Raw genomic sequence first — 24005 nt, forward strand, 5'->3', positions numbered from 1 at the left:
GCCACTCATGCGTTCTTTGCGGGCCCCCGGTCGGTCGACTGTCGCTCCCGGTGAAGATCCACGAAACATCCAGGGAGTCAGTCCGTGGCAGCTCTCGCCCGGTGGTGCGTCAGGCGCCGTCTCGTCGTCGTCCTGCTGTGGCTGCTGGCCCTCGGCGGTGCCGCCTCCGCCGCCGCGGTCGCCGGAACCGCCTACTCCAACGACTACGAGGTGCCGGGCACCGAATCGGGCCGGGCGGCCCGCCTCCTGAACGAGAACTTCCACGGCCTCGGCGGCGACAGCGACACCGTCGTCTGGCAGACCGGCCCCGGCACCTCCGTCCGCGCCGCCGACGTCGAGCAGACGATGACCGACACGCTCGACAAGATCTCCGAGCTGCCCGTCGTGGCCTCCGTGACCGGCCCCTACACGACCGGGGGCGCCGCCCGGATCAGCGCCGACGGCCGCACGGCGTACGCCTCCGTCACCTTCCGCGAGCAGGCCGACGACCTCGACAAGGCCGACGCACAGGCCGTCGTCGACCTCGCGGGCAAGGCCCGCTCCGACCATCTGCGGGTCGAGCTCGGCGGCACCGCGGTCGGTCTCACCGAGTCCAAGGGCGCCCAGGTCGCCGAGGTCGTCGGGGTGGCCGTCGCCGCCGTCGTCCTCTTCGTCGCCTTCGGCTCGCTCGCCGCCTCCGCGCTGCCCATCGCCACCGCTCTGGTCTCCGTCGGCACCGCCTACGCGGGCATCGTGCTGCTCGGCCACGTGATGACCGTCGCGGACTTCGCGCCGATGCTCGGGACCCTGATCGGGCTCGGCGTCGGCATCGACTACGCCCTGTTCATCGTCACCCGGCACCGCAAGGGCCTCAAACGCGGCCTGCCCGTCGCCGTCGCCGCCGAACGCGCGGTCGCCACCACCGGACGCGCCGTCGTCTTCGCCGGCGCCACCGTCTGCATCGCCCTGCTCGGCATGCTCATCCTGCGGCTCAGCTTCCTCAACGGCGTCGCCGTCGCCGCCTCGCTGACCGTCGTCCTCACCGTCGCCGCCTCCGTCACCCTGCTGCCCGCCCTCCTCGCCTGGATCGGCCCGCGCGCCCTCAGCCGCCGCGAGCGCCGCAGACTTGCCGAGCACGGGCCCCAACCGGAGCTGCCGACCGGCCTCGCCGCCCGCTGGGCCGCCTTCGTGGAGCGCCGCCCCCGGCTCCTCGGCGCGCTCGCGGCCCTCGTCATGGCCGTGCTCGCCCTGCCCGCCCTCGCCCTGCACCTGGGCACCTCCGACCAGGGCAACAACCCGCAGAAGGCGACCACCCGACAGGCGTACGACCTGCTCGCCGACGGTTTCGGGCCCGGCGTGAACGGCCCCCTGACCCTGGTCGGCGAGGTCTACGGGGCCGGCGGCCGGGTGGCCGTCGACGACCTCGCCGCGACCCTGAAGTCGACGCCCGGCGTCGCCTCCGTCAGCCCGGTGACGTACGACGGCGACGGCCGCGCAGCCTTCCTCACCGTCGTCCCCGACTCGGCCCCGCAGTCCGAGGCGACCAGCGCCCTCGTCGACCGGCTCCGCGAGGACGTCCTGCCGCGCGCCGAGGCGGGCGGCTCCCCGCACATGCGGGTCGGCGGTGTCACCGCGAGCTACGACGACTTCGCGGAGGTCATCGTCGGCAAGCTGCCGCTCTTCGTGGGCGTGGTCATCGGGCTCGGCTGCGTCCTGCTCCTGCTCGCCTTCCGGTCCGTCGGCATCCCGCTCAAGGCCGCCCTGATGAACGTCCTCGCGGTCGCCTCGGCCTTCGGGATCGTCGTCGCGGTCTTCCAGTGGGGCTGGGGGAGCGAACTGCTCGGGCTCGGCAGAGCCGGGCCGATCGAACCCTTCCTGCCGGTGATCATGGTGTCCGTGCTCTTCGGGCTCTCCATGGACTACCAGGTCTTCCTGGTGAGCCGGATGTACGAGGAGTGGCTGGAGACCGGCGACAACCGGCGGGCCGTGCGCGTCGGCCTCGCCGAGACCAGCCGCGTGATCAACTCCGCCGCCGTGATCATGATCTCGGTCTTCCTCGCCTTCGTCCTCAGCGGCGACCGGGTCATCGCGATGTTCGGCATCGCGCTCGCGGCCGCCGTCGCACTCGACGCGTTCGTGCTGCGCACCCTGCTCGTACCCGCCCTCATGCACCTGCTCGGCGGCGCCAACTGGTGGCTGCCGCGCCGTCTGGACCGCCTCCTGCCGCGCATCAGCATCGAGCCGCCCGAATGTCGTTCGAACTCGCGCGACGCACATGCGAAGATCCCGGAACAGCGGGAGCTGGACGACGACGTGAGTGGGCTGAAGGAGCAGGATGTTCGCGATATCGCTGGCCGAGGGCGCTGAGCTGCGCCCCCTCGAACCGTGGCAGGCCGAGGAGTTCCTGGAGCACGTCGAGCGGGCCAGGGAGTACGCCGGGCCGTGGGTGCCGTTCACCGCGACCGTCAAGGACGTCGAATCCGCGCGGAGGCACCTCCAGATCTACGCCGACAAGCAGGCCGCCGACACCGGCCGCTTCTACGGCATCTGGCTGGACGGCACCCTCGTCGGCGGCGTCCTCTTCCGGATCTTCGACACGAGCGTCGACGGCTGTGAGATCGGCGTCTGGCTCGAACCGTCCGCCGCCGGGCGAGGCCTGGTCAACAAGGCCTCCAAGGTCCTCATCGACTGGGCCGTGGACCAGCGCGGCATGCACCGCGTGGAGTGGCTTGTCTCCTCGCTCAACGAACGCAGCAAGGCGGCCGCCCAGCGGCTCGGCTTCACCCGGGACGGCGTGCTGCGGGAGAGTTTCCCCTGGCAGGGCAAGCGGCACGACATGGAGGTCTGGTCCGTCCTCGCCCCCGAGTGGCGGGCGGCACGGGACGGCTCGGCGGCCGGCGCCGCCGTTCGTTAAGAGAGCTCTCAGACTCCGTCCGTACGGTGCGCAGCATGGGTACCAAGACAGAGGACGCGACCGGGGCCAAGGCTGCCACCGGCGCCGAGGACGCCGACCGGACGGAGGAAGCGACCGGTTCCGACACGTCGGAGACGGAGAAGCGGGCGGCCGAGGCCGACGCGGAAGGCGCCGGCGCCGAGACGGATGAGGACGCGGCCGAGGCCGACGACGCGTACGACGCCACGGCCCGGTCCGCCCGGTCCACCGGCGTCGGCCAGGGCGCCGCGGCCGTCGTCGCCGCCGCGCTCGGCGTGATCGGCCTCTCCGGCGGCTGGCTCGGCACGATCGCCGGCGCCCGCTCCAACATCATGGGACAGCTGGAGACCAAGCAGTCCGCGAGCGTCTCCGACCAGCTCCAGGCCATGTACGGCGACTCCTGGCAGGCCACCGCGCTGGTCGCCGGGATCTTCGCGCTCTCCGCGCTCGTCGTCGGCTTCCTCGTCCTGGTCAGGCCCGCCTTCGGCGACCCCGGCAGGGAACAGGCGCCGTGGATCAAGTCCGTGGCGTGGGCGGGGGTCGCGCTCGGCGTGATCGGTCTGATCCTCGCCGTCGCCAAGTACTCCGACCTGCTCCTCGGGCTGCCCTCGGCACCCTCCTGAGCACTCGCGCCCGCACATAAGGCAGGGGCGGGGCAGGGGCTAAGGCCCCCGCCCCGCCCTTCGCCGTACCTAAGGCCCCTCACCCCGCACAGATGCGGCAGCCGCCCGATGTGGGCGACCCCCCTGGGAGACGAAAGTGGAGTCATCGCAGGGAACGACACCGGCGAGATCACCGACAACCCGAGGGGTACGAGATGTTCGAGTACGAGATGCACCAGATGCGCGCCGCCGAGCTGACCCGCGAGGCCGACCGCCGCCGCCTGATCGGCGAGGCCCGCAAGATCCGCGCCGCGGCCCGCCGTTCGGCACGCGACGAAGCCGAGGGGCGGGTGACCACCTCACTCCTCAAGTCCCGCTTCACACGGGCCGCCTGAGATGAGGGGCCCGGTGCCGCTGTCCACTCCGCGGATATCGGGTGACACGGCGACCACGCACTGTGCGATGCTCGCGGCTGTGGAGACCAGGTCCGTCAGTCCCGTGTTCGTCGGCCGCACCGATGAACTGGGCGTATTGAACGAAGCACTCGCCCGCGCCACGGGCACCCCGCTCGACAGAGCCGGGGGCCCCGGCCCGGGCGAGCCCCAGGCATTGCTGCTCGGCGGAGAGGCGGGGGTCGGCAAGACCCGCCTCGTCGAGGAGTTCACCGCCGCCGCCGAGAAGCAGGGCGCCGTCGTCGCGGTCGGCGGCTGCGTCGAGATCGGCGCCGACGGCCTGCCGTTCGCCCCCTTCTCCACCGCGCTGCGCTCGCTGCGCCGCAGCCTCCCCGACGAACTGGCCGCCGCCGCCGAGGGCCAGGAGGAGGAACTCGCCAGGATCCTGCCCGAACTGGCCGCGCCCGCCCCGCCGGGACACGCCCCCGTCGGGCGCTCCGACGAGCAGGACATGGCCCGCCTCTTCGAACTCACCGCGCGCCTGCTCGAACGCCTCTCCCGCGACCGCACCGTCGTCGTCGCGCTGGAGGACCTGCACTGGGCCGACACCTCCACCCGCAACCTCCTCGCCTACCTCTTCCGCACCCTGCGCGGCGGCCGCCTCGTCCTGCTCGCCACCTACCGGGCCGACGACATCCACCGCCGCCACCCGCTGCGCCCCCTGCTCGCCGAACTGGACCGGCTGCGCACCGTGCGCCGCATCGAACTCGGCCGCTTCAGCAAGGACGAGGTCGCCCGCCAGATGGCCGGCATACTCGCGGCCCAGCCCGAACAGAGCCTGGTCGACGACATATTCGACCGCTCCGACGGCAACGCCTTCTTCGTCGAGGAACTCGCCGTCGCCTCGCACGGCAGCAGCTGCGCGAGCCTGACGGACTCCCTGCGCGACCTGCTCCTGGTCCGCGTCGAGGAACTGCCCGAGGACACCCAGCGGGTGGCGCGGATCGTCGCCGAGGGCGGCTCCACCGTCGAGTACGAACTGCTCGCCGAGGTCGCCGGGCTCGGCGAGGACGACCTGATCGAGGCGTTGCGCGCCGCCGTCGGCGCCAACATCCTGCACGCCTCGCCGGACGGCGACGGCTACCGCTTCCGGCACTCCCTGGTCCGCGAGGCCGTCAGCGACGACCTGCTGCCCGGCGAGCGCTCCCGCATCAACCGCCGCTTCGCCGAGGCACTGGAGAGCGACCCCACCCTCGTCTCCGCCGACCAGCGCGCCACCCGCCTCGCCACCTACTGGTACCACGCGCACGACGCCGCCAAGGCCCTGCCCGCCGTCCTCGACGCCTCCCTCGAGGCCCGCCACCGGCATGCCTACGCCGAACAACTCCGCCTGCTCGAACGCGCGATGGAGCTGTGGGACGACGCCCCCGACGCCGTACGCGACGAACTGCGCCCCGCCGACTACGTCGAGGGCTACCCGGTCTGCGGCTGTGACGAGACCGCCACCCCGCTGCAGTACCTGGACCTGATGGCCGAGGCCACCGTCGCCGGACGCCTCTGCGGCGAACGCGAACGCGCCCTGAAGATCACCAAGCGCGCCCTGCGCCTCCTCGACGAGGAAAGCGACCCGCTGCGCGCCGCCTGGTTCTGGGTGGCCCGCTCCCGCCTGGTCTCCACCCTCGGCCGCGGCGACGGCTGGACGGAGATCGCCAGGGCCCAGGAGCTGATGCGCGGCCTGCCGCCCTCCGAGGTGCACGCCGACGTCCTCGTCCACCGCGCCTCCTGGGGCATGCTCCACGACCCGGGCCCCGACACCCTGGCCGCCGCCGAACGCGCCGTCGAGTACGCCCGCATGGTCAAGGCCGACACCATCGAGCTCAACGCCCGCCTCACCCGCGGCAACCTCCTCATCGAAGCGGGCGACCCCGAGGCCGGCCTCGCCGAGATGTACGAGGTCCGGGACCGCGTCGTCGAAGAGGGCCTGATCACCGACCTCAGCCGGGCCCATATCAACCTGCCCTCCGCCCTGGAGAGCGTCGGCCGCTCCGCCGAGTCCGTGAAGGTCTCGATGGAGGGCATCGAGTTCTGCCGGAAGTACGGCCTGGTCGACACCGAGGGATGGATCTGGGCCAACGCCGCCGAGTCCCTGCTCGCCCTCGGCCGCTGGGACGAGTCCGCCGAGGCCGTCGCGGAGACCCAGCGCCGCGTGCAGAGCTCCAAACCGCGCGGGTCCGCCGCCCTGTGCTCCGCGCGCATGGCGCTCTTCAGCGGCGACCACGCCGCCGCGATCCGGCACGTGCAGGCCGCCCACCAGCATTACGGCAGCCATGACCCGCAGCCCCAGTACACCCTGCCGCTCATCCGCATCGCCCTCGGCATCGCCGCGGGGGAGGGCCGCATCCTCGACGGCCGCGCCGAGCTCGAACGCGCCCTCGCCACCGGCTTCCCCCTCGGCACCCAGCGGTACGGCTGGCCCCTGCTGCTCGCCGCCGCCTCCATGGAGGCCGACGCCCGCGGACTCCCCGCCGCCGAGCCCGGCCGCCCCGCCGCCGTCGAACGCATCCGCGCCGTCGCCAAGACCCTCGCCACCCCCGTCCCCCTCTGGCGCGCCTACGACGAGTGGACGCGCGCCGAGCTTCGGCGCGCCGAGGGCCGCGACGGCCCCGCCGACTGGACGGCCGTCGTCACCGCCCTCGAACCCCTGGAGCGCCCCTACGACCTCGCCCACGCCCACCTGCGCCTGGCCGAATCCCTCCTCGCCCCGGACACCACCGACCGCGACCGCGCCGCCCAACTGCTGCGCGGGGCGGGTGAAGTGGCCGCCCGGCTCGGCGCCCGCCCGCTCGCCGACTCCATCACCGGACTCGCCCAGCGCGCCCGCCTCACCCTGTACCCCGCCGAGGCCGCACACGCCCCTGCGGCCCCGGCCGACCCCGCCGAGGCGCTGGGCCTGACCAGCCGGGAGCGGGACGTCCTGCGCCTGGTGTCGGTGGGCCGCAGCAACCGGCAGATCGCCGAGGAGCTCTTCATCTCCCCGAAGACGGCGAGCGTCCACGTCTCCAACATCCTCGCCAAGCTGTCCGTCACCGGCCGCGGCGAGGCCGCCGCACTCGCCCACCGGCTGCGGCTGTTCCCGACGGCCGGGGAGCAGGTCGCGCGCTGACGGCCTGACCCGCCCCACCTGCGACTTCCCGGACAGGGCCGGTTTTCCGCGGCCTCGCTTACGCTTGACAGCAGAGACCCGGCCCCTGGGAGGCGCAGTGTTCAACGCGATCGAGGCGCTGTTCGCGCCGGGGCGCAAGCACACGGACGACGAGCAGAAGCGCCTGGAGCTGACCCGGGTCGACCTGGCCGACGGCGACCCGGGACGCGGACCGATAGACCTCTCCTCGGGCAAGGTGGTCGTACGCCCACCCGTACCGACCCCACGAGCCGACGAGTCGCCGCGGGACGAGGAGTCACCGGACGCGGACGAGTCACCGGACGCCGAGGCGCGACCGGGCCACGGCCCCGGCGCCGACCCGGCCGCCTGACTACTCCACCGTCACCTCCAGGATCCTGTCGTCCCCCTTCTCCGGCGTGCCCCGCCCATCCGTCTCGCTGGTGACCAGCCACAGCTTGTCGCCGCCCGCCGCGAGCACCGTGCGCAGGCGGCCGTACTCACCCTTGAGGAAGTCCTGCGGTTTAGGTGTGCCCTCCACGCCCCGCACCGGGATCCGCCACAGCCGCTGGCCGCGCAGGCCCGCCATCCAGACGGAACCCTCGGCGTAGGCGATGCCGCTCGGTGAGGCCTCGGAGGTCTTCCACTGGGCCACCGGATCGCGGAAACCCTCCTTGCCCTCCTTGCCCTCGACCTCCGGCCAGCCGTAATTCCCGCCGGCCTTGATCTCGTTCAGCTCGTCCCAGGTGTCCTGGCCGAACTCCGAGGCCCACAGCCGCTTCTGCTCGTCCCAGGCGAGGCCCTGCACATTGCGGTGGCCGTACGAATAGACGGGGGAGTCGTCGAAGGGATTGCCGGGGGCGGGCTCGCCCTCCGGGGTGAGGCGCAGGATCTTGCCGCCGAGGGACTTCTTGTCCTGGGCGAGACCGGTCTCGCCCGTCTCCCCGGCGCCCGCGTACAGCATCTTGTCGGGGCCGAAGGCGATCCGGCCGCCATTGTGGATCATGCCCTTGGGGATGCCCTTGAAGATCGTGTCCGGGGCGCCGAGCTGCTCGCCGGAGGGCTTCTTCTCGTCGTACAGCATGCGGGCGATGCGGTTGTCGGACTCCGTCGTGAAGTAGGCGTACACGAGGTGGTCCGACGCGTACGACGGGGAGAGCGCGAGGCCCAGCAGGCCGCCCTCGCCGCCGGGGGAGACGCCCGGCACCGAGCCCAGCCCCGTCTTCTTGCCCGTCTTGCCGTCGATCCGGGTGATCGTCCCCTTGTCGCGGGATGAGACCAGCAGGTCGCCGCCGGGCAGCGGCGCGAGGCCCCAGGGGGATTCGAGGCCCGTCGCCAGGGTGCGGGTGACCTTGGCGGAGCCCTTCTCCGGTGGCGCTTCGGCGCCCGACGTGCCGGTGGGGGACTGGCTCGACCTCCCCGACTCCGAGGGGCTCCGGCGGTGGTCGGGCCCGCCACCGCCGCCGGAGGCACACCCGGCCGCGAAGAGGAGGGCGGCAGCGGCCGTCACGGCCGTAACAGCAGGTCGTCGCACGATCAGGATCCCTTCGACGCAGCGGCTTCTCCTGTTCATACACCGCTCGCGCCCCTCAGGTTCCCCTTCCGCCGCCACGAGATCGAGGGCACGGCACATCCCCGGCCCGCGACCCCGGTGTCGGCCCCGGTGCCCGGCCCCCGGCGCTCAGTCCCAGGACCCCAGCGCCGCCGGCAGCGCCGCGATCTCCGCCAGGTCCCGCTCCGTCAGCCGCACCTGTGCCGCCTTCGCGTTCTCCACCGCCCACCGCTCCCGTTTCGCGCCGGGTATCGGGACCACGTGCCTGCCCTGCGCGAGGACCCACGCCAGCGCGATCTGGGCCGGGGTCGCGCCGTGCCGCTGAGCCACCTTGCGCAACCCCACCACCAGCGGCTGGTTGGCCGCCATCATCTCGGCGGTGAAGCGCGGGTGGCGGGCCCGCAGGTCGTCCGGTTCGAAACCCTGGCCGGGCGTCAGCGTCCCGGTGAGGAAGCCGTTGCCCAGCGGCATCGCGGCGAGCAGGCCCACCCCGCGCGCCACGCACCACGGCAGCAGCGCGTCCAGTGCCTCCGGCGACCAGACGGACAGCTCGGCCTCCACCGCCGTCACGGGAAAGACCTGCTGCACCCGCTCCAGCTGCCGGATCGTCGCGTCGTGCGCCCCGGGCCCCGGCCGCCCCGGCGCCGCACGCCGGTGCGAGCGCGCCCCCATCGCGCAGAGCCCGAGGGCCCGCACCTTTCCCGCGGCGACCAGTTCGGCCATCGCGCCCCAGGTCTCCTCTATGGGCACCTCGGGGTCGGGCCGGTGCAGCTGGTACAGGTCGATCGTCTCCGTCTGAAGGCGGCGCAGCGACGCGTCGCAGGCCCGCTTCACGTACCCGGGGCGGCCGTTGGCGACGATGTGCTGCTCGCCGACGAGCAGCCCGCACTTGGTCGAAACGAACGCCTCGGCCCGCCGCTCCTTGAGCACCCTGCCGATCAGCAGTTCGTTGGTGAACGGCCCGTACATGTCCGCGGTGTCCAGCAGCGTCACCCCGTGCCCGGCCCCGCCGGCGGCGTCCAGGGCCGCGTGCACCGTGCGCAGCGACGCGTCGCCGCGCTGCCGGGAGCCGGTGTATGCCCAGCTCATCGGCATGCAGCCGAGTCCGACGGCGCCCACTTCGAGCGCCCCCGCGCCGATCGTCCTGCGCTCCACCTGGCCGTACCCTCCCGCTCCTCGTCCGGAGATCACCAAAACTAACCGCTGGCGCCCCGGCCCCGACCGCTGCCTCCCCGCGGGCGGCCGGCGGCCGGCGCGCACTAGCCTCCAGCCATGACCACAGACGTATGGCTTCCGTATGAACCGCACGAGATCGAAGGGCTGCCCGATGCGTCCCGCGCGGGACTCACCTACCGGTTCTGGGACGGCGGTCCCCGGTTCCCCGCGGACCCGGCCGACTGCGCCTTCTACGTGGTGCCCTACATGAAGACCACGGAGACCGCCGTGCGCCCGCTGCCCGAGATGACCTCCGTACGCGTGGTGCAGACCCTCACCGCGGGCATCGACCACGTGGAGCCGGGAATCAAGTTCCTCGCGCCCGGTGTGCGGTTGTGCAACGCACGCGGTGTGCACGAGGCCAGCACCGCGGAGCTCACGCTCGCGCTGATTCTCGCCTCGCTGCGGGGCATCCCGCGCTTCGTCGAGGGGCAGCGGCAGGAGGAGTGGCGTTCCGGTTTCTATCCGGCGCTCGCCGACAAGTCCGTGCTCATCGTGGGGTACGGGTCGATCGGCGCGGCGATCGAGGACAGGCTCGCCCCCTTCGAGTGTGCGCGGGTGACGCGCGTCGCGCGCTCTGCCCGTGCCACCGAGCGCGGCCCCGTGCACCCGCTCGCCGAGCTGCCGTCCCTGCTGCCCGACGCGGACGTCGTCGTCCTCGCGACGCCGCTCACCGAGGCGACGCGTGGGCTGGTCGGCGCGGAGTTCCTGGCGCGCATGAAGGACGGCGCGCTGCTCGTGAACGTGGCCCGCGGCCCCGTGGTCGACACCAAGGCGCTCATCGCCGAACTGGAGTCCGGCCGTATCACCGCCGCCCTCGATGTGACCGACCCCGAACCGCTGCCCGCGGGCCACCCGCTGTGGCACGCTCGCGGAGCGCTCATCAGCCCGCACGTGGGCGGCTCGTCGTCCGCTTTCGCGCCGCGCGCCAAGCGTCTGCTGGCCGCGCAGCTGACCAGGTACGCGGCCGGGGAGGCGCTCGACAACACCGTGCTGATCACGGGCAGTTGATCGATTGAGCACGCCTTGTGCACGCTCCGCACCCGACCGCGTGCGCCCTGTGTCCGCTTCTCCGCCCGTAGTCACGGAGCGTAGAGGAGCTATGTCCCTGAGTGACGAGTCTGGTGTATCGTCCCGACTGGGGATGCGTCGTCGACCGTTCGGCGCCGGGGATTGCGACATCAGACTGCGAGGGGGGCGACGGGCGATGTACGGCCTATGGGCGAACGATCCGACGCGGCGGGACCGCAGCCGGCGACTCTGGCGCACACCGGCCCGCAGGCGCAGGCGAGTCGGGAGCCGCGCGAGCGGCCGCCGACGCACGCATCAGCGACCCTGCAGGCCCCGTCGAGGTGCCGGCCGGGCCGACACGGGAGCGGCACGGACCAAGGCGGCCCGATGAACGCCCCCGCGACCTCGACCGCCGTCCTGGACGGGGGCATGCGGACACTGCCCCCCAGGACGCCGCCGGTCCGGCGCCCGCTGCCGGGCGGCCGCGGTCTCGCCTCCCAGATGGCGCTCCTGCTGATCTGCGGCGCCTATGCCACCGGCTCCGCGCTCGGCTGGGGATCGGGCCGACTGGCCCAGATCATGGGCGACTTCGGGCTGAGCGCCGCCGCCGCGGTCGCCGCGGTCTCCTGCTTCCGGTACGCGCGCACGCGTCGCAGCCGGTTTCGATCCGCATGGCTGCTCTTCGCGCTCTCCTCGGCCATGGCCGCCCTGGGCAACGGCGTATGGGGCTGGTACGAGGTCGTGCTCGACCGCGCCGTTCCCCAACTCAGCCTCGCCGACCTGTTCTTCCTGTGCTTCGCCCCGCCCGCCATCATCGGCCTCCTGGTGCTCGCCAAGCGCCCGGTGACGCGCGCGGGCTGGGTCTGCCTCGGCCTCGACGCCTGGCTCATCGGCGGCTCGCTGCTCACGCTCTCCTGGAGCCTGGCCCTGGCGAGCGCGGCACGCTTCGAGGACAAGGGCGTCACGCGCAACGCGCTCTCGCTCGCGTACCCCCTCCTCGACATCGCGCTGGTCAGCATGGTCCTCGCGCTGCACTTCAGACGGTCGCCCGCGCACCGGGCTCCCGTGAACACCGCGATCGGCGCGCTGGCCCTGACGGTCATGTGCGACGCGATGTTCACCTCACCGCTTTTGAAGCACACCTACCACTCCGGCCAGATGCTGGACGCCGGATGGTTCGCCGGCTCACTGCTCCTGGCCTACGCCCCGTGGGCCGCCCCCTGGCAGACGCGCGGGGCGCCGGCCCCCGGCCACGCACGCGTGTCGTACGACAGCGGCCCCGACGCCCCACGGGCGGCCCTGACCCGCCCGATTTCCGGATCGCTGGCCGCCCTCACGCCGTATCTGGCCGCGGCCGTCTGCACGTTGGGGATCCTCTACACCGTCCTGAGCGGCGAGAGCGTCGACAAGGTCGTCCTCTTCACCGGCGGCACCGTGGTGCTCGCCCTCGTGGTCCGCCAGGGCATCATGCTCATGGACAACATCACCCTCACCCAGGAACTGGCCCAGAAGGAGAACCACTTCAGGTCCCTGGTCCAGGGTTCGAGCGACGTCATCATGATCGCCGCGCCCAACGGCATCCTGCGGTACGTCAGCCCCGCCGCCGCCGGTGTCTACGGCCGCGACGCGGAAGACCTCGTGGGCTCCGAACTGGCCGCGCTCATGCACCCCGAGGACCTCGGCCGGGTCGTCCACGAGATCCGCAGATTCCTCGCCGCCAACCCCGTGCAGGAGCCCACCACCCGCATCGAGTGCCGCTTCAAGTCCGGCGACGGCGAGTGGCTCAACGTGGAATCCACCGTCAACCGCCACCACGGCGGCCTCATCTTCAACAGCAGAGACGTCACCGAACGGGTCCGCCTCCAGGCGCAGTTGCAGCACAACGCCGAGCACGACCCGCTCACCGACCTGCCCAACCGCGCCCTGTTCACCCGGCGCGTGGGCCAGGCCCTGACCGGCCGCCGGGTGACCGACCGGGGCACCGCGGTGCTCTTCATCGACCTCGACGGCTTCAAGGCCGTCAACGACACCATCGGCCACCAGGCCGGTGACGAACTCCTCATCCAGGCGGCACGCAGACTTCAGGAGGCGGTGCGTTCGAGCGACACCGCCTCCAGGCTCGGCGGCGATGAGTTCGCGGCCCTCATCGTCGGCGACGGGACCAGGGACCAGGCCGCGAGAGAACGGCACATCTACGAGCTCGCCGACCGTCTCAGAATCACCCTGTCCCAGCCCTACGCCATCGACGGCAACGACGTGCGCGTGGCGGCCTCCATCGGCGTGGCCTTCGCCGAACCGGGCATCGGCGCGGGGGAGTTGCTGCGCAACGCCGACCTCGCGATGTACCGCGCGAAAGCTGCCGGCAAGGGCCGCGTCGAGCTGTACGCCCCGCAGATGCAGGCCGACGTCGTCCGTAAGGCGGAGCTCGCCACCCGGCTGCGCGCCGCCCTGCACGACGGCGAGTTCGCCCTGCTCCACCAGCCCGTGGTCTCGCTGGACGACGGCCGGATCACGGCGGTCGCCGCGCAGGCCCGCTGGCGCTCGGCCCAGGGCATCCTCTTCACGCCCGCCGAGTTCCTGCGGGTCTCCGAGACCAGGGAGGGCCAGGACGCCGGCCGCGCGGCCGAGCTCGGCCGCTGGATGTTCGAGGCGGCCATCGAGCAGGCCGCCGAGCGCGGCCGGGCCGGGCATGCGGTGCCCGTCGCCGTCCGGATGAGCGCGCGCCGCCTCCTGGACCGCTCCATGCCGATGGGCTCCATCGAGGCCCTCCTCACCCGGCACGGCCTGCCCTCGGGGGCGCTCATCGTCGAGCTCGCCGACTGCGACCCCCGGGTCCCGCTCGACGAGCTGGAGCGCCGCCTCGCCTCCCTGCGCCGCCTCGGCGTCCGCATCTCGCTCGACGGCTTCGGCAGCGGATACGCGGCGATCACGGCCCTGCGCAGGCTCCCCGTCGACATCCTGAAGCTGGACCGCGACCTGGTCGAGGGCGTCGTGGAGTCCGCGCGCCTGCACAAGATCACCTCCGGTCTGCTGCGCATCGCGGGCGATCTGGGCCTGGTCTCCGTGGCCGACGGCGTCGACCTGCCCGAGCAGGTGGCCGCGCTCCGCGCGATGGGCTGTACGCACGGCCAGGGCGTGGCCTTCGCCGGACCCCTCGACGAGTACCGGCTGCGCCGGGCGCTCACGATCGGCGAGTATCCGGTGCCGCGCGGCCCCGCCGAACGGGTGCTCGCGGGCGGCCCCCCGGCGGCGTACGGAGGGCCCGCGGGGGTGTACGGGAGCGGTCCCGCGGCGGCGTTCACGGGCGGCTCCGCGGCCTATGCCCGTTCACATGATGAGACCCCCGTCCCACCTACTTGACAGGCACTGCGTGCCGGGGGGAGGGTCAATGCCATGCGCACCCGAATTCTCGTACTTGGAAAGCGCGTCGGCTGAAGCTGGGACTGACCGGTCCGAATACCGTCAATCCTTGCGACCGCACCCGGCGCGCTCCCCTCGCTTGCCTCACGGCACGAGGGGTTTTTTGTTGCACCGGCACCCGCCAAAACCCCGCCAAACCCCCGCAAAAACCCTCAGCTTCGAGAAGAGAATGCCGATGACCGAGCAGGCCTCCGGGGCCCACCATCCGCAGCCGCGGCCCCGAACCTCAGGACAGCACGCCGCCCCCGTCGAGCACGTCACGGGTGCGCAGTCCCTCATTCGTTCTCTCGAGGAAGTCGGGGCCGACACGGTGTTCGGCATTCCCGGCGGCGCCATCCTTCCCGCGTACGACCCGATGATGGACTCCACCCGGGTCCGGCACGTCCTGGTCCGCCACGAGCAGGGCGCGGGCCACGCGGCCACCGGGTACGCGCAGGCCACCGGCAAGGTCGGCGTCTGCATGGCGACGAGCGGCCCCGGCGCCACCAACCTGGTCACCCCGATCGCCGACGCCCACATGGACTCCGTCCCGATGGTCGCGATCACCGGCCAGGTGGCCTCCAAGGCCATCGGCACGGACGCCTTCCAGGAGGCGGACATCGTCGGCATCACCATGCCGATCACCAAGCACAACTTCCTGGTCACCAAGGCCGAGGACATCCCGCGCACCATCGCCGAGGCCTTCCACATCGCCTCGACGGGCCGCCCGGGCCCCGTCCTCGTGGACATCGCCAAGGACGCGCTGCAGGCGCAGACGACGTTCTCCTGGCCGCCGCAGCAGGACCTGCCCGGCTACCGGCCGGTGACCAAGCCGCACGCCAAGCAGATCCGCGAGGCCGCCAAGCTCATCACGGCGGCCAAGCGCCCGGTCCTGTACGTCGGCGGTGGTGTCCTCAAGGCCCGGGCCACCGCCGAGCTGAAGGTCCTGGCAGAGCTCACCGGAGCGCCCGTCACCACCACACTGATGGCGCTCGGCGCATTCCCCGACAGCCACCCGCTGCACGTGGGAATGCCGGGCATGCACGGTGCGGTCACCGCCGTCACCGCGCTGCAGAAGGCCGACCTGATCGTCGCCCTCGGAGCCCGCTTCGACGACCGCGTCACCGGCAAGCTGGACAGCTTCGCCCCGTACGCGAAGATCGTCCACGCCGACATCGACCCGGCCGAGATCGGCAAGAACCGCGCCGCCGACGTGCCGATCGTCGGAGACGCCCGCGAGGTCATCGCCGACCTCGTCCAGGCCGTCCAGGCCGAGCACACCGAGGGCCACACGGGCGACTACACCGCCTGGTGGAACGATCTCAACCGCTGGCGCGACACCTACCCGCTCGGCTACACCCAGCCCGACGACGGCTCGCTCTCCCCGCAGCACGTCATCGAGCGCATCGGGCAACTCGCCCCGGAGGGCACGATCTTCGCGGCGGGCGTCGGCCAGCACCAGATGTGGGCCGCGCACTTCATCGAGTACGAGCAGCCCGCCACCTGGCTCAACTCCGGCGGCGCCGGGACCATGGGCTACGCGGTCCCCGCCGCGATGGGCGCCAAGGCCGGCATGCCCGACCGCACGGTCTGGGCGGTCGACGGCGACGGCTGCTTCCAGATGACCAATCAGGAGCTCACCACCTGCGCCCTGAACAACATCCCGATCAAGGTCGCCATCATCAACAACGGCGCCCTCGGCATGGTCCGCCAGTGGCAGACGCTCTTCTACAACCAGCGGTACTCCAACACCGTCCTGCACAGCGGCCCCGAGGACATCGGCCCGAACAAGGGCACCCGCGTCCCGGACTTCGTGAAGCTGTCGGAGGCGATGGGCTGCGTGGCGCTGCGCTGCGAGCGCCCCGAGGACCTCGACAAGGTCATCGCCGAGGCCAACGCCATCAACGACCGCCCGGTCGTGGTCGACTTCATCGTCCACGAGGACGCCCAGGTCTGGCCGATGGTCGCCGCGGGCACCTCGAACGACGAGGTCATGGCCGCCCGGGGCGTCCGCCCCGACTTCGGCGACAACGAAGACGACTGAGACCGAGAGCGAAAGAGAGACCCAGAGCCATGTCCACCAAGCACACGCTCTCCGTCCTGGTCGAGAACACCCCCGGCATCCTCGCCCGGATCGCCGCCCTGTTCTCGCGCCGCGGCTTCAACATCGACTCCCTCGCCGTGGGCGTCACCGAGCACCCCGACATCTCCCGCATCACCATCGTGGTGAACGTCGAGGACCTGCCGCTCGAACAGGTGACCAAGCAGCTCAACAAGCTCGTCAACGTCCTGAAGATCGTCGAACTGGAGCCGGGCGCCGCCGTCGCCCGCGAACTCGTCCTGGCGAAGGTCCGCGCCGACAACGAGACCCGCTCCCAGATCGTCGAGATCGTCCAGCTGTTCCGCGCCAAGACCGTGGACGTCTCCCCGGAGGCCGTCACCATCGAGGCGACCGGCAGCAGCGACAAGCTGGAGGCCATGCTCAAGATGCTGGAGCCCTTCGGCATCAAGGAGCTCGTGCAGTCCGGCACCATCGCGATCGGCCGGGGCTCCCGCTCGATCACGGACCGCAGCCTGCGGGCGCTCGACCGCAGCGCGTAGCTCCACGACGACCGGCCCGCATGGCGAGACCGGCAGACTTCCCTTCCCCCGCCCGCCGTACGGTGGGACGCAACACCAGCACACATAGGAGATTCCCAGTGGCCGAGCTGTTCTACGACGACGACGCCGACCTGTCCATCATCCAGGGCCGCAAGGTCGCGGTCATCGGTTACGGCAGCCAGGGCCACGCCCACGCGCTGTCGCTCCGTGACTCGGGTGTCGACGTCCGCGTCGGTCTGCACGAGGGCTCCAAGTCCAAGGCCAAGGCCGAGGAGCAGGGCCTGCGCGTCGTCACCCCCGCCGAGGCGGCGGCCGAGGCCGACGTCATCATGATCCTGGTGCCGGACCCGATCCAGGCCCAGGTCTACGAGGAGTCCATCAAGGACAACCTCAAGGACGGCGACGCGCTGTTCTTCGGCCACGGCCTGAACATCCGCTTCGGCTTCATCAAGGCCCCCGAGGGCGTCGACGTCTGCATGGTCGCCCCGAAGGGCCCGGGCCACCTGGTCCGCCGCCAGTACGAGGAGGGCCGCGGCGTCCCGTGCATCGCGGCCGTCGAGCAGGACGCCACCGGCAACGGCTTCCAGCTGGCGCTGTCGTACGCCAAGGGCATCGGCGGCACGCGTGCGGGCGTCATCAAGACGACCTTCACCGAGGAGACCGAGACCGACCTGTTCGGCGAGCAGGCCGTGCTCTGCGGCGGCACCGCCGCGCTGGTCAAGGCGGGCTTCGAGACCCTGACCGAGGCCGGCTACCAGCCGGAGATCGCGTACTTCGAGTGCCTCCACGAGCTGAAGCTGATCGTGGACCTCATGTACGAGGGCGGCCTGGAGAAGATGCGCTGGTCCGTCTCCGAGACCGCCGAGTGGGGCGACTACATCACCGGCCCGCGCATCATCACGGACGCCACCAAGGCCGAGATGAAGAAGGTCCTCGCCGAGATCCAGGACGGCACCTTCGCCAAGCAGTGGATGGACGAGTACCACGGCGGTCTGAAGAAGTACAACGAGTACAAGACCCAGGACGAGAACCACCTCCTGGAGACCACCGGCAAGGAGCTGCGCAAGCTCATGTCTTGGGTCAACGACGAGGAGTAGGGGTGCTCGGGTCCGGGGCTGACGCCTCGGGGCTCCGCCCCGGACCCCGCTCCTCAGTCTCCCCCAAGCTCTTGAAGAGCAGGGGGGACCCCCAGGGGCTCAATTCATCCGCCGTGTCCAGCCACGGACGAGTGATCCTTCCAGTCAGGCGCATGGCGATCCCCTCCGCGCCACTACACTGCTGTTCAACATTCGCGTCGGGCCCACAGCGTCGTGCGTCTTCCACGCGGCTAAGCGACACCGAGAAATTGCAGGCACGCCCCCACGCCGCCCGGCACGCACTCTCGCCGCACCGGCCAAAGGCCCGAGTAGCTCCGCTACGAGGACCTTCGCCCGGCACGTCGAGAGCACGCACCGAACGACGCGGGAACGCCCCGCAATTCCCCGGTGCCGCTCCCTCCACCGCCAGCGGCCGTCGGGACGGCCGTCCGCAATGGACTTGTGAGGACTCACGTGAGCACTGCTGCCACCGGCAAACCCGTCGTACTCATCGCTGAAGAGCTGTCGCCCGCCACCGTCGACGCCCTGGGCCCGGACTTCGAGATCCGCCGGTGCAACGGCGCGGACCGGGCGGAGCTGCTGCCCGCGATCGCCGACGTCGACGCGATCCTGGTCCGCTCCGCGACCAAGGTCGACGCCGAGGCGATCGCCGCCGCCAGGAAGCTGAAGGTCGTCGCCCGCGCCGGCGTCGGCCTGGACAACGTCGACGTCTCCGCCGCCACCAAGGCCGGCGTCATGGTCGTCAACGCCCCGACGTCGAACATCGTCACCGCCGCCGAGCTCGCCTGCGGCCTGCTCGTGGCCACCGCGCGCAACATCCCCCAGGCCAACGCCGCCCTGAAGAACGGCGAGTGGAAGCGCTCGAAGTACACGGGTGTCGAGCTCGCCGAGAAGACCCTCGGTGTCGTCGGCCTCGGCCGGATCGGCGCCCTGGTCGCCCAGCGCATGAGCGCCTTCGGCATGAAGGTCGTCGCCTACGACCCGTACGTGCAGCCCGCGCGCGCCGCGCAGATGGGCGTGAAGGTCCTCTCCCTCGACGAGCTGCTCGAGGTCTCCGACTTCATCACCGTGCACCTGCCCAAGACGCCCGAGACGCTCGGTCTCATCGGCGACGACGCGCTGCACAAGGTCAAGCCGACCGTCCGCATCGTCAACGCCGCGCGCGGCGGCATCGTCGACGAGGAAGCGCTGTACTCCGCCCTCAAGGAGGGCCGCGTCGCCGGCGCCGGCCTGGACGTGTACGCGAAGGAGCCCTGCACGGACTCCCCGCTCTTCCAGTTCGACCAGGTCGTCTGCACCCCGCACCTCGGCGCCTCCACGGACGAGGCGCAGGAGAAGGCGGGCATCGCCGTCGCCAAGTCGGTGCGGCTCGCGCTCGCCGGTGAGCTGGTCCCGGACGCGGTGAACGTCCAGGGAGGGGTCATCGCCGAGGACGTCCGCCCCGGCCTGCCGCTCGCCGAGAAGCTCGGCCGCATCTTCACCGCCCTCGCGGGCGAGGTCGCGGCCCGCCTCGACGTCGAGGTGTACGGCGAGATCACCCAGCACGACGTCAAGGTGCTCGAACTCTCCGCGCTGAAGGGCGTGTTCGAGGACGTCGTGGACGAGACCGTGTCGTACGTGAACGCGCCGCTGTTCGCGCAGGAGCGCGGCGTCGAGGTCCGGCTGACCACCAGCTCCGAGTCGCCGGACCACCGCAATGTGGTGACCGTGCGCGGCACGCTCTCCGACGGCGAGGAGATCGCCGTCTCCGGCACGCTGGCCGGCCCCAAGCATCTCCAGAAGATCGTCGCCATCGGTGAGTACGACGTGGACCTGGCGCTCGCCGACCACATGGTCGTCCTGCGGTACGCCGACCGGCCGGGCGTCGTCGGCACCGTCGGCCGCGTCCTCGGCGAGGCGGGCATCAACATCGCGGGCATGCAGGTCGCCCGCGCCGACGTGGGCGGCGAGGCGCTGGCCGTCCTGACCGTCGACGACACGGTCCCGCAGTCCGTCCTCAACGAGCTGTCGGCGGAGATCGGGGCGGAGTCCGCCCGCGCCGTCGACCTCACGGACTAGCACCGGGCGCCTGCGGGTGCCGTGAGCACCTGCTCCGCCGAGTCCTTCCTCGAACGCCGGGCGGGCTGGAATCATCCAGCCCGCCCGGCGTCCGTGTGTACGCGTCCGCGTCACACCAGCACCTTCGCCTCGGCGCTCTCCCCGGCCGCCGCCTCCCGCACCCGCACCCCGCGCAGCGCCGCCGAGGCCAGGACCGCCGCCGCGAGCAGAACCACCATGCCGGTCACCGCCGCGGCGTGCATGCCGTCGGTGAAGGCGGAGCGGGCCGCCGTCAGGAGATCGCCGGCCGCCCCGGCGGGGAGCCGGTGCGCGGCGGCCACCGCGCCGCCGAGCGTCTCGCGGGCCTCGGCGGGGGTGGAGTCCGGGATCCTGGCGTGGTAGACCGCGTTGCCGATGGAGCCGAGCAGAGCCATGCCCATCGCGCCGCCGAACTCCTGCCCCGTCTCCAGGAGCGAGGACGCGGTGCCCGCCTTCTCGGCCGGGGCGGCGCCGAGGGCCAGGTCGGTGAGTTGGGAGCCGATGACGACGGCACCGCAGGCGAGGACGCCCGCTCCGGCGAGGACGAGCCAGAGGGAGTCGGTGCCGGTGACGGCGAGCAGACCGTAACCGCAGGCAGAGAGGGCGAAGCCGGTGGCGACGACGTGCGCGCGGTTCATGCCGCGCTGGACGAGCGCCGTGGCGACGGGCGCGGCGAAGCCGATGAACACCGAGGGCAGCAGCGCCCAGAGCGCGGCCTCCATGGCGCTCTTGCCGAGCACGGACTGCAGGTACTGGGTGGTGAAGTAGGCCGAACCCATCATCGCCAGCGCGGAGATGAGGTTCAGTGAGACGGCGGCGCCGAAGGCCCGGCCCCGGCCGCGGAAGAGGTCCGGCGAGATCATCGGTGAGGCGGTGGTGCGCTGCCGGTGGACGAAGAGGGCGGCGAAGACGAGGCCGGCCGCGACGGACACGACGTACGAGGTCTTGATGCCCTCGGCCGGCATCTCCTTGAGGCCCCAGACGAGCGGCAGGACGGCGGCCATGGAGAGCGGCACGCTGAGCAGGTCGAAGCGGCCGGGCTCCGGGTCCTTGAACTCCGGGATGAGGACGGGCGCGAGGAGCAGGAGCAGCACCATCGCGGGCAGGTTGACCAGGAAGACCGAGCCCCACCAGAAGTGCGCGACCAGGACGCCGCTGAGCACCGAGCCGAGCGCGATGCCGGCGACCATGACGCCCTGCCACATGCCGATCGCCTTCGCGCGCTGACCGTCGTCGCGGAACATGTTGCGCACCAGGGCGAGCGTGGACGGCATCAGGGTGGCGCCGCCGATGCCGAGGACTGCGCGGGCCGCGATCAGCAGCTCGGCGCTGCCCGCGTAGGCGGCCATGAGGGAGGCGGCCCCGAAGGCCGCGGCGCCGAACATGAGGAGTCTGCGGCGGCCGATGCGGTCGCCCAGCGAGCCCATCGTCATCAGCAGCCCGGCGAGCACGAAGGCGTAGACGTCGAAGATCCAGAGCTGCTGGGTGCCGCTCGGCCGCAGGTCGGCGCTGATCTCCGGGATCGCGAAGTAGAGGACGGAGACGTCCATCGAGACCAGGAGCAGCGGGAGCATCAGGACGGCGAGGGCGGTCCATTCCTTGCGGGTGGCGCGGGGGTTCGTCTGCATGCCGAGGACTGTACGGACGTCTTATACGTCTGTCTAGTACGGGCGTATAGATCGCTTGTGTAAGACGTCCGTATGGATCGGCGTACAGTGGCGGGCATGGGACACCGCGAAGATCTGCTGGAGGGCGCGAAGCGCTGCCTGCTGGAGAAGGGGTTCGTGCGCACGACGGCCCGCGACATCGTGAAGGAGTCGGGGACCAACCTCGCCTCCATCGGCTACCACTACGGCTCCAAGGACGCGCTCCTCGCGGAGGCGTTCATCGCGCTCGTCGAGCCGATGGGCGACGACTTCGAGAGTTCACGGTCCGAGGGCAGTGCCGCAAGGGGCAGCCTGGAGCGCTTCCACGAGGTGTGGAGCAACATCATCGACTCCATGCCCCGGATCCGCCCCATCTGGATGATGACCCTGGAGGTCATCACGCAGGGCGAACGCCTCGCGGGGATCAGGGAGTTGCTGATCGAGGCGCAGAAGGAGGGGCGCAGCGGCCTCGCGGCGCTGTTCACCGGCATCGAGGAGAGCGAGCTCTCCGATGACGTCGTCGAGAGCGAGGGCCGCCTCTACACCACGCTCCTCAACGGCCTGATGGTGCAGTGGCTCTTCGACCCGGACTCGGCGACGACGGCGGAACAGCTGACCGAGGGGCTGCGCCGGGTGATGGAGCGCGCCGGGTCCAACCCCGGGGCCGACGGGCAGTAGGAGGGGCGGGCGGCCACGGCCCCCTACCGGGACGTCAGGCGTCGGCGCGGATGAAATCGGCCAGGGCCGCGGCGACCGCTTCGGGCTGCTCGTCGGGGATGAAGTGGCCGGCGTCGGGCACGACGATCCCCGTGGTGTGGTCGGCCCATGGGGCGAGGGAGGCCGCCATGTCCGGGATGGAGCCGTGGCTGCCGGAGATCCCGAGGACCGGCACGGTCAGGTGCCGCCGCTTCAGCGCCTCGTGGTTCCGGCGCGCCGACTCGGCGGCCGCGCGGTAGTAGGCGAGGGAGGCGCGGAGGCCGCCGTCGGCCGCGAGGGCCGCCGCGTAGTGGTCGATCTCGGCGTCGTCGAACGTGCCGGGGGAGAGGGACTTCATCCGCAGGAACCACGCGACGTACTCCCGTTCGCGGCCGGCGAGCAGCGTCTCGGGCAGGTCGGGTACCAGGTGGAACGCGAAGTGCCAGGTCTTCCACGCCCGGTCCGGGTCGGTGGGTATCGCCTCGGGGAGGGTGATGCCGGGGATCCCCGCGTCGAGCAGGGCGACCCCGCGCGGTCCCTCCTCGTGCGTGAGGGCGAGCGAGAACGCCACCCAGGCGCCGACGTCGTGGGCGGCCAACCAGTAGTCCGTGACCCCCAGGGCCCGGACGGCGGCGTGGACGTGCGCGGCGACCGTGTGCGTGTCGTAACCGCGCTCCGGACGCGCGGAGTGGCCCTGGCCCGGCAGGTCGATCGCGATGACGTGGAACCGGTCGGCGAGGGCGGGCATGACCTTGCGCCAGGCCCACCAGGTCTGCGGGAACCCGGCGAGCAGGACGACGGCCGGGCCGGTGGGCCGGCCGCCCTCGACGGCGTGGAGGCGGACGCCGTCGGCGTCGACCCAGCGGTGCGTGAACCCCGCCAAGGGGCGCAGGGGCAGGTCGGGGACGGGGTTGGTCACGAGGATCTCCATCGGTCGTGGGGGCTCGGGGCCTCGGACGCTAACACATCTTGAACTGATTGGTTCAGGATAGGATGGTGGGGCAGCGCGGCACAGAACGCGACACCGACACACCGGCAAGGAAGCGCCCCGTGGCAGGCAAGAAGCAGTTCGACATGGAGACCACGCTGGACGCCGCGATGATCCAGTTCTGGCGGGCGGGTTACGCCGACACCTCGCTGGACGACCTGTCCCGCGCGACCGGCCTGAACCGCAGCTCGATCTACTCCTCGTTCGGCGGCAAGGACGCGTTCTTCCTGCGCTGTCTGGATCGTTACGCCGCGCGGTACGGCGCGAGGTACGACGACGCCCTCTCGGGCGCGGCCGCGGACCCCTCGGCGGCCGTCCGCGCGTTCTTCGACGTCACCCTCGCCCGCATCGCCGATCCCGCATTGCCGGACGGATGCCTGATCGCCCAGTCGGCCATGGCGGTCCCGGTGCTGAGCGAGCGCGTCGCGGCCCGCGTCACGGAGGCGCTGGGCCTGCAGCGCGCGCGGTTGCGCGCCGCCCTGACGGCGGGCCGCCTGACCGCCTGCGATGTCGACGCCTTCGCCGAACACGTGGCCGCCGTGAACCAGTCCCTCGCCGTCATGAGCAGAGCCGGCGCGAGCCCGGCGCAGCTCCGGGCCATCGTGGGTGTGACCGTCGACGCGCTGTCACGGGCGGCGACGGTCACGCCCGAGTAGCGA

General features: G+C 71.9%; 18 protein-coding genes. 14 read left to right on the forward strand and 4 right to left on the reverse strand.

Annotated features, from left to right (window positions below):
• Positions 1–84 precede the first annotated feature (84 nt).
• The 6 genes from ACZ7DY_RS33150 to ACZ7DY_RS33175 all read left to right on the forward strand — a co-directional run bounded on the left by ACZ7DY_RS33150 (position 85) and on the right by ACZ7DY_RS33175 (position 7438).
• Complete coding sequence (locus tag ACZ7DY_RS33150) at positions 85–2346, forward strand: MMPL family transporter (protein WP_471142094.1); 2262 nt, start codon at positions 85–87, stop codon at positions 2344–2346.
• A complete protein-coding gene (locus ACZ7DY_RS33155) occupies positions 2315–2893 on the forward strand; it encodes a GNAT family N-acetyltransferase (RefSeq protein WP_471142097.1) in 579 nt (192 codons plus the stop codon). The genes ACZ7DY_RS33150 and ACZ7DY_RS33155 overlap by 32 nt, the downstream gene beginning before the upstream one ends.
• A 35-nt stretch (positions 2894–2928) precedes the next feature.
• Entirely contained in the window at positions 2929–3534 is a 606-nt protein-coding gene (locus tag ACZ7DY_RS33160) for a hypothetical protein (protein ID WP_471142099.1), read from the forward strand.
• A 194-nt stretch (positions 3535–3728) separates the two neighbouring features.
• Positions 3729–3908 (forward strand): hypothetical protein, encoded by a 180-nt coding sequence (locus tag ACZ7DY_RS33165; RefSeq protein ID WP_471142102.1) that lies wholly within the window; start codon positions 3729–3731, stop codon positions 3906–3908.
• Between the two features lie 67 nt (positions 3909–3975).
• Positions 3976–7068 (forward strand): helix-turn-helix transcriptional regulator, encoded by a 3093-nt coding sequence (locus ACZ7DY_RS33170; RefSeq protein WP_471142533.1) that lies wholly within the window; start codon positions 3976–3978, stop codon positions 7066–7068.
• A gap of 97 nt (positions 7069–7165) precedes the next feature.
• Complete coding sequence (locus tag ACZ7DY_RS33175) at positions 7166–7438, forward strand: DUF6191 domain-containing protein (protein WP_471142104.1); 273 nt, start codon at positions 7166–7168, stop codon at positions 7436–7438.
• On the opposite strand, the gene ACZ7DY_RS33180 is transcribed toward ACZ7DY_RS33175, so the two are convergent.
• Together ACZ7DY_RS33180 and ACZ7DY_RS33185 are read right to left on the reverse strand one after the other, a co-directional pair.
• Positions 7439–8605, reverse strand: a complete 1167-nt coding sequence (locus ACZ7DY_RS33180) for a PQQ-dependent sugar dehydrogenase (RefSeq protein WP_471142535.1) — start codon at positions 8603–8605, stop codon at positions 7439–7441.
• Positions 8606–8746: 141 nt separating this feature from the next.
• Positions 8747–9772: an aldo/keto reductase gene (locus ACZ7DY_RS33185; RefSeq protein WP_471142107.1), complete on the reverse strand. Its 1026-nt coding sequence runs from the start codon at positions 9770–9772 to the stop codon at positions 8747–8749.
• A gap of 117 nt (positions 9773–9889) precedes the next feature.
• On the opposite strand from ACZ7DY_RS33185, the gene ACZ7DY_RS33190 reads away from it, so the two are divergent.
• From ACZ7DY_RS33190 to serA, 6 genes are all read left to right on the forward strand, one after another.
• On the forward strand, positions 9890–10843 hold the full coding sequence (locus tag ACZ7DY_RS33190) for a 2-hydroxyacid dehydrogenase (RefSeq protein ID WP_471142109.1): 954 nt from the start codon (positions 9890–9892) through the stop codon (positions 10841–10843).
• A gap of 387 nt (positions 10844–11230) precedes the next feature.
• A complete protein-coding gene (locus ACZ7DY_RS33195; protein WP_471142111.1) occupies positions 11231–14203 on the forward strand; it encodes a putative bifunctional diguanylate cyclase/phosphodiesterase in 2973 nt (990 codons plus the stop codon).
• A gap of 235 nt (positions 14204–14438) precedes the next feature.
• On the forward strand, positions 14439–16286 hold the full coding sequence (locus tag ACZ7DY_RS33200) for an acetolactate synthase large subunit (RefSeq protein ID WP_471142113.1): 1848 nt from the start codon (positions 14439–14441) through the stop codon (positions 16284–16286).
• A 29-nt stretch (positions 16287–16315) separates the two neighbouring features.
• Complete coding sequence (ilvN, locus tag ACZ7DY_RS33205) at positions 16316–16843, forward strand: acetolactate synthase small subunit (protein WP_055568881.1); 528 nt, start codon at positions 16316–16318, stop codon at positions 16841–16843.
• A 98-nt stretch (positions 16844–16941) separates the two neighbouring features.
• Entirely contained in the window at positions 16942–17940 is a 999-nt protein-coding gene (gene ilvC / locus ACZ7DY_RS33210; protein WP_471142115.1) for a ketol-acid reductoisomerase, read from the forward strand.
• Positions 17941–18393: 453 nt separating this feature from the next.
• On the forward strand, positions 18394–19998 hold the full coding sequence (serA, locus tag ACZ7DY_RS33215; protein WP_471142118.1) for a phosphoglycerate dehydrogenase: 1605 nt from the start codon (positions 18394–18396) through the stop codon (positions 19996–19998).
• Between the two features lie 110 nt (positions 19999–20108).
• Here serA and ACZ7DY_RS33220 read toward each other — a convergent pair whose 3' ends face one another.
• Positions 20109–21644 carry an MFS transporter gene (locus ACZ7DY_RS33220; RefSeq protein WP_471142120.1) on the reverse strand — a complete coding sequence of 512 codons (1536 nt, stop codon included), beginning with the start codon at positions 21642–21644 and terminating at the stop codon, positions 20109–20111.
• Between the two features lie 96 nt (positions 21645–21740).
• Between ACZ7DY_RS33220 and ACZ7DY_RS33225 the strand changes: the two genes are divergently transcribed.
• Positions 21741–22340 carry a TetR/AcrR family transcriptional regulator gene (locus ACZ7DY_RS33225; RefSeq protein WP_471142123.1) on the forward strand — a complete coding sequence of 200 codons (600 nt, stop codon included), beginning with the start codon at positions 21741–21743 and terminating at the stop codon, positions 22338–22340.
• A 34-nt stretch (positions 22341–22374) separates the two neighbouring features.
• On the opposite strand, the gene ACZ7DY_RS33230 is transcribed toward ACZ7DY_RS33225, so the two are convergent.
• Entirely contained in the window at positions 22375–23289 is a 915-nt protein-coding gene (locus ACZ7DY_RS33230) for an alpha/beta fold hydrolase (protein ID WP_471142125.1), read from the reverse strand.
• A 119-nt stretch (positions 23290–23408) separates the two neighbouring features.
• On the opposite strand from ACZ7DY_RS33230, the gene ACZ7DY_RS33235 reads away from it, so the two are divergent.
• Positions 23409–24002 carry a TetR/AcrR family transcriptional regulator gene (locus ACZ7DY_RS33235; RefSeq protein WP_471142128.1) on the forward strand — a complete coding sequence of 198 codons (594 nt, stop codon included), beginning with the start codon at positions 23409–23411 and terminating at the stop codon, positions 24000–24002.
• Positions 24003–24005: the final 3 nt, after the last annotated feature.

Source organism: Streptomyces sp. NPDC037013 (assembly GCF_055607265.1).

What these genes read in the sequence shown, in the direction of transcription:
- ACZ7DY_RS33155 (WP_471142097.1), top strand. Translation starts at nt 2,315, where the DNA reads ATGTTCGCGATATCGCTGGCCGAGGGCGCTGAGCTGCGCCCCCTCGAA.
- ACZ7DY_RS33220 (WP_471142120.1), bottom strand. Translation starts at nt 21,644, where the DNA reads ATGCAGACGAACCCCCGCGCCACCCGCAAGGAATGGACCGCCCTCGCC.
- ACZ7DY_RS33230 (WP_471142125.1), bottom strand. Translation starts at nt 23,289, where the DNA reads ATGGAGATCCTCGTGACCAACCCCGTCCCCGACCTGCCCCTGCGCCCC.
- ACZ7DY_RS33225 (WP_471142123.1), top strand. Translation starts at nt 21,741, where the DNA reads ATGGGACACCGCGAAGATCTGCTGGAGGGCGCGAAGCGCTGCCTGCTG.
- ACZ7DY_RS33165 (WP_471142102.1), top strand. Translation starts at nt 3,729, where the DNA reads ATGTTCGAGTACGAGATGCACCAGATGCGCGCCGCCGAGCTGACCCGC.
- ACZ7DY_RS33195 (WP_471142111.1), top strand. Translation starts at nt 11,231, where the DNA reads ATGAACGCCCCCGCGACCTCGACCGCCGTCCTGGACGGGGGCATGCGG.
- ACZ7DY_RS33190 (WP_471142109.1), top strand. Translation starts at nt 9,890, where the DNA reads ATGACCACAGACGTATGGCTTCCGTATGAACCGCACGAGATCGAAGGG.
- ACZ7DY_RS33160 (WP_471142099.1), top strand. Translation starts at nt 2,929, where the DNA reads ATGGGTACCAAGACAGAGGACGCGACCGGGGCCAAGGCTGCCACCGGC.
- ACZ7DY_RS33200 (WP_471142113.1), top strand. Translation starts at nt 14,439, where the DNA reads ATGACCGAGCAGGCCTCCGGGGCCCACCATCCGCAGCCGCGGCCCCGA.
- ACZ7DY_RS33170 (WP_471142533.1), top strand. Translation starts at nt 3,976, where the DNA reads ATGCTCGCGGCTGTGGAGACCAGGTCCGTCAGTCCCGTGTTCGTCGGC.
- ilvN (WP_055568881.1), top strand. Translation starts at nt 16,316, where the DNA reads ATGTCCACCAAGCACACGCTCTCCGTCCTGGTCGAGAACACCCCCGGC.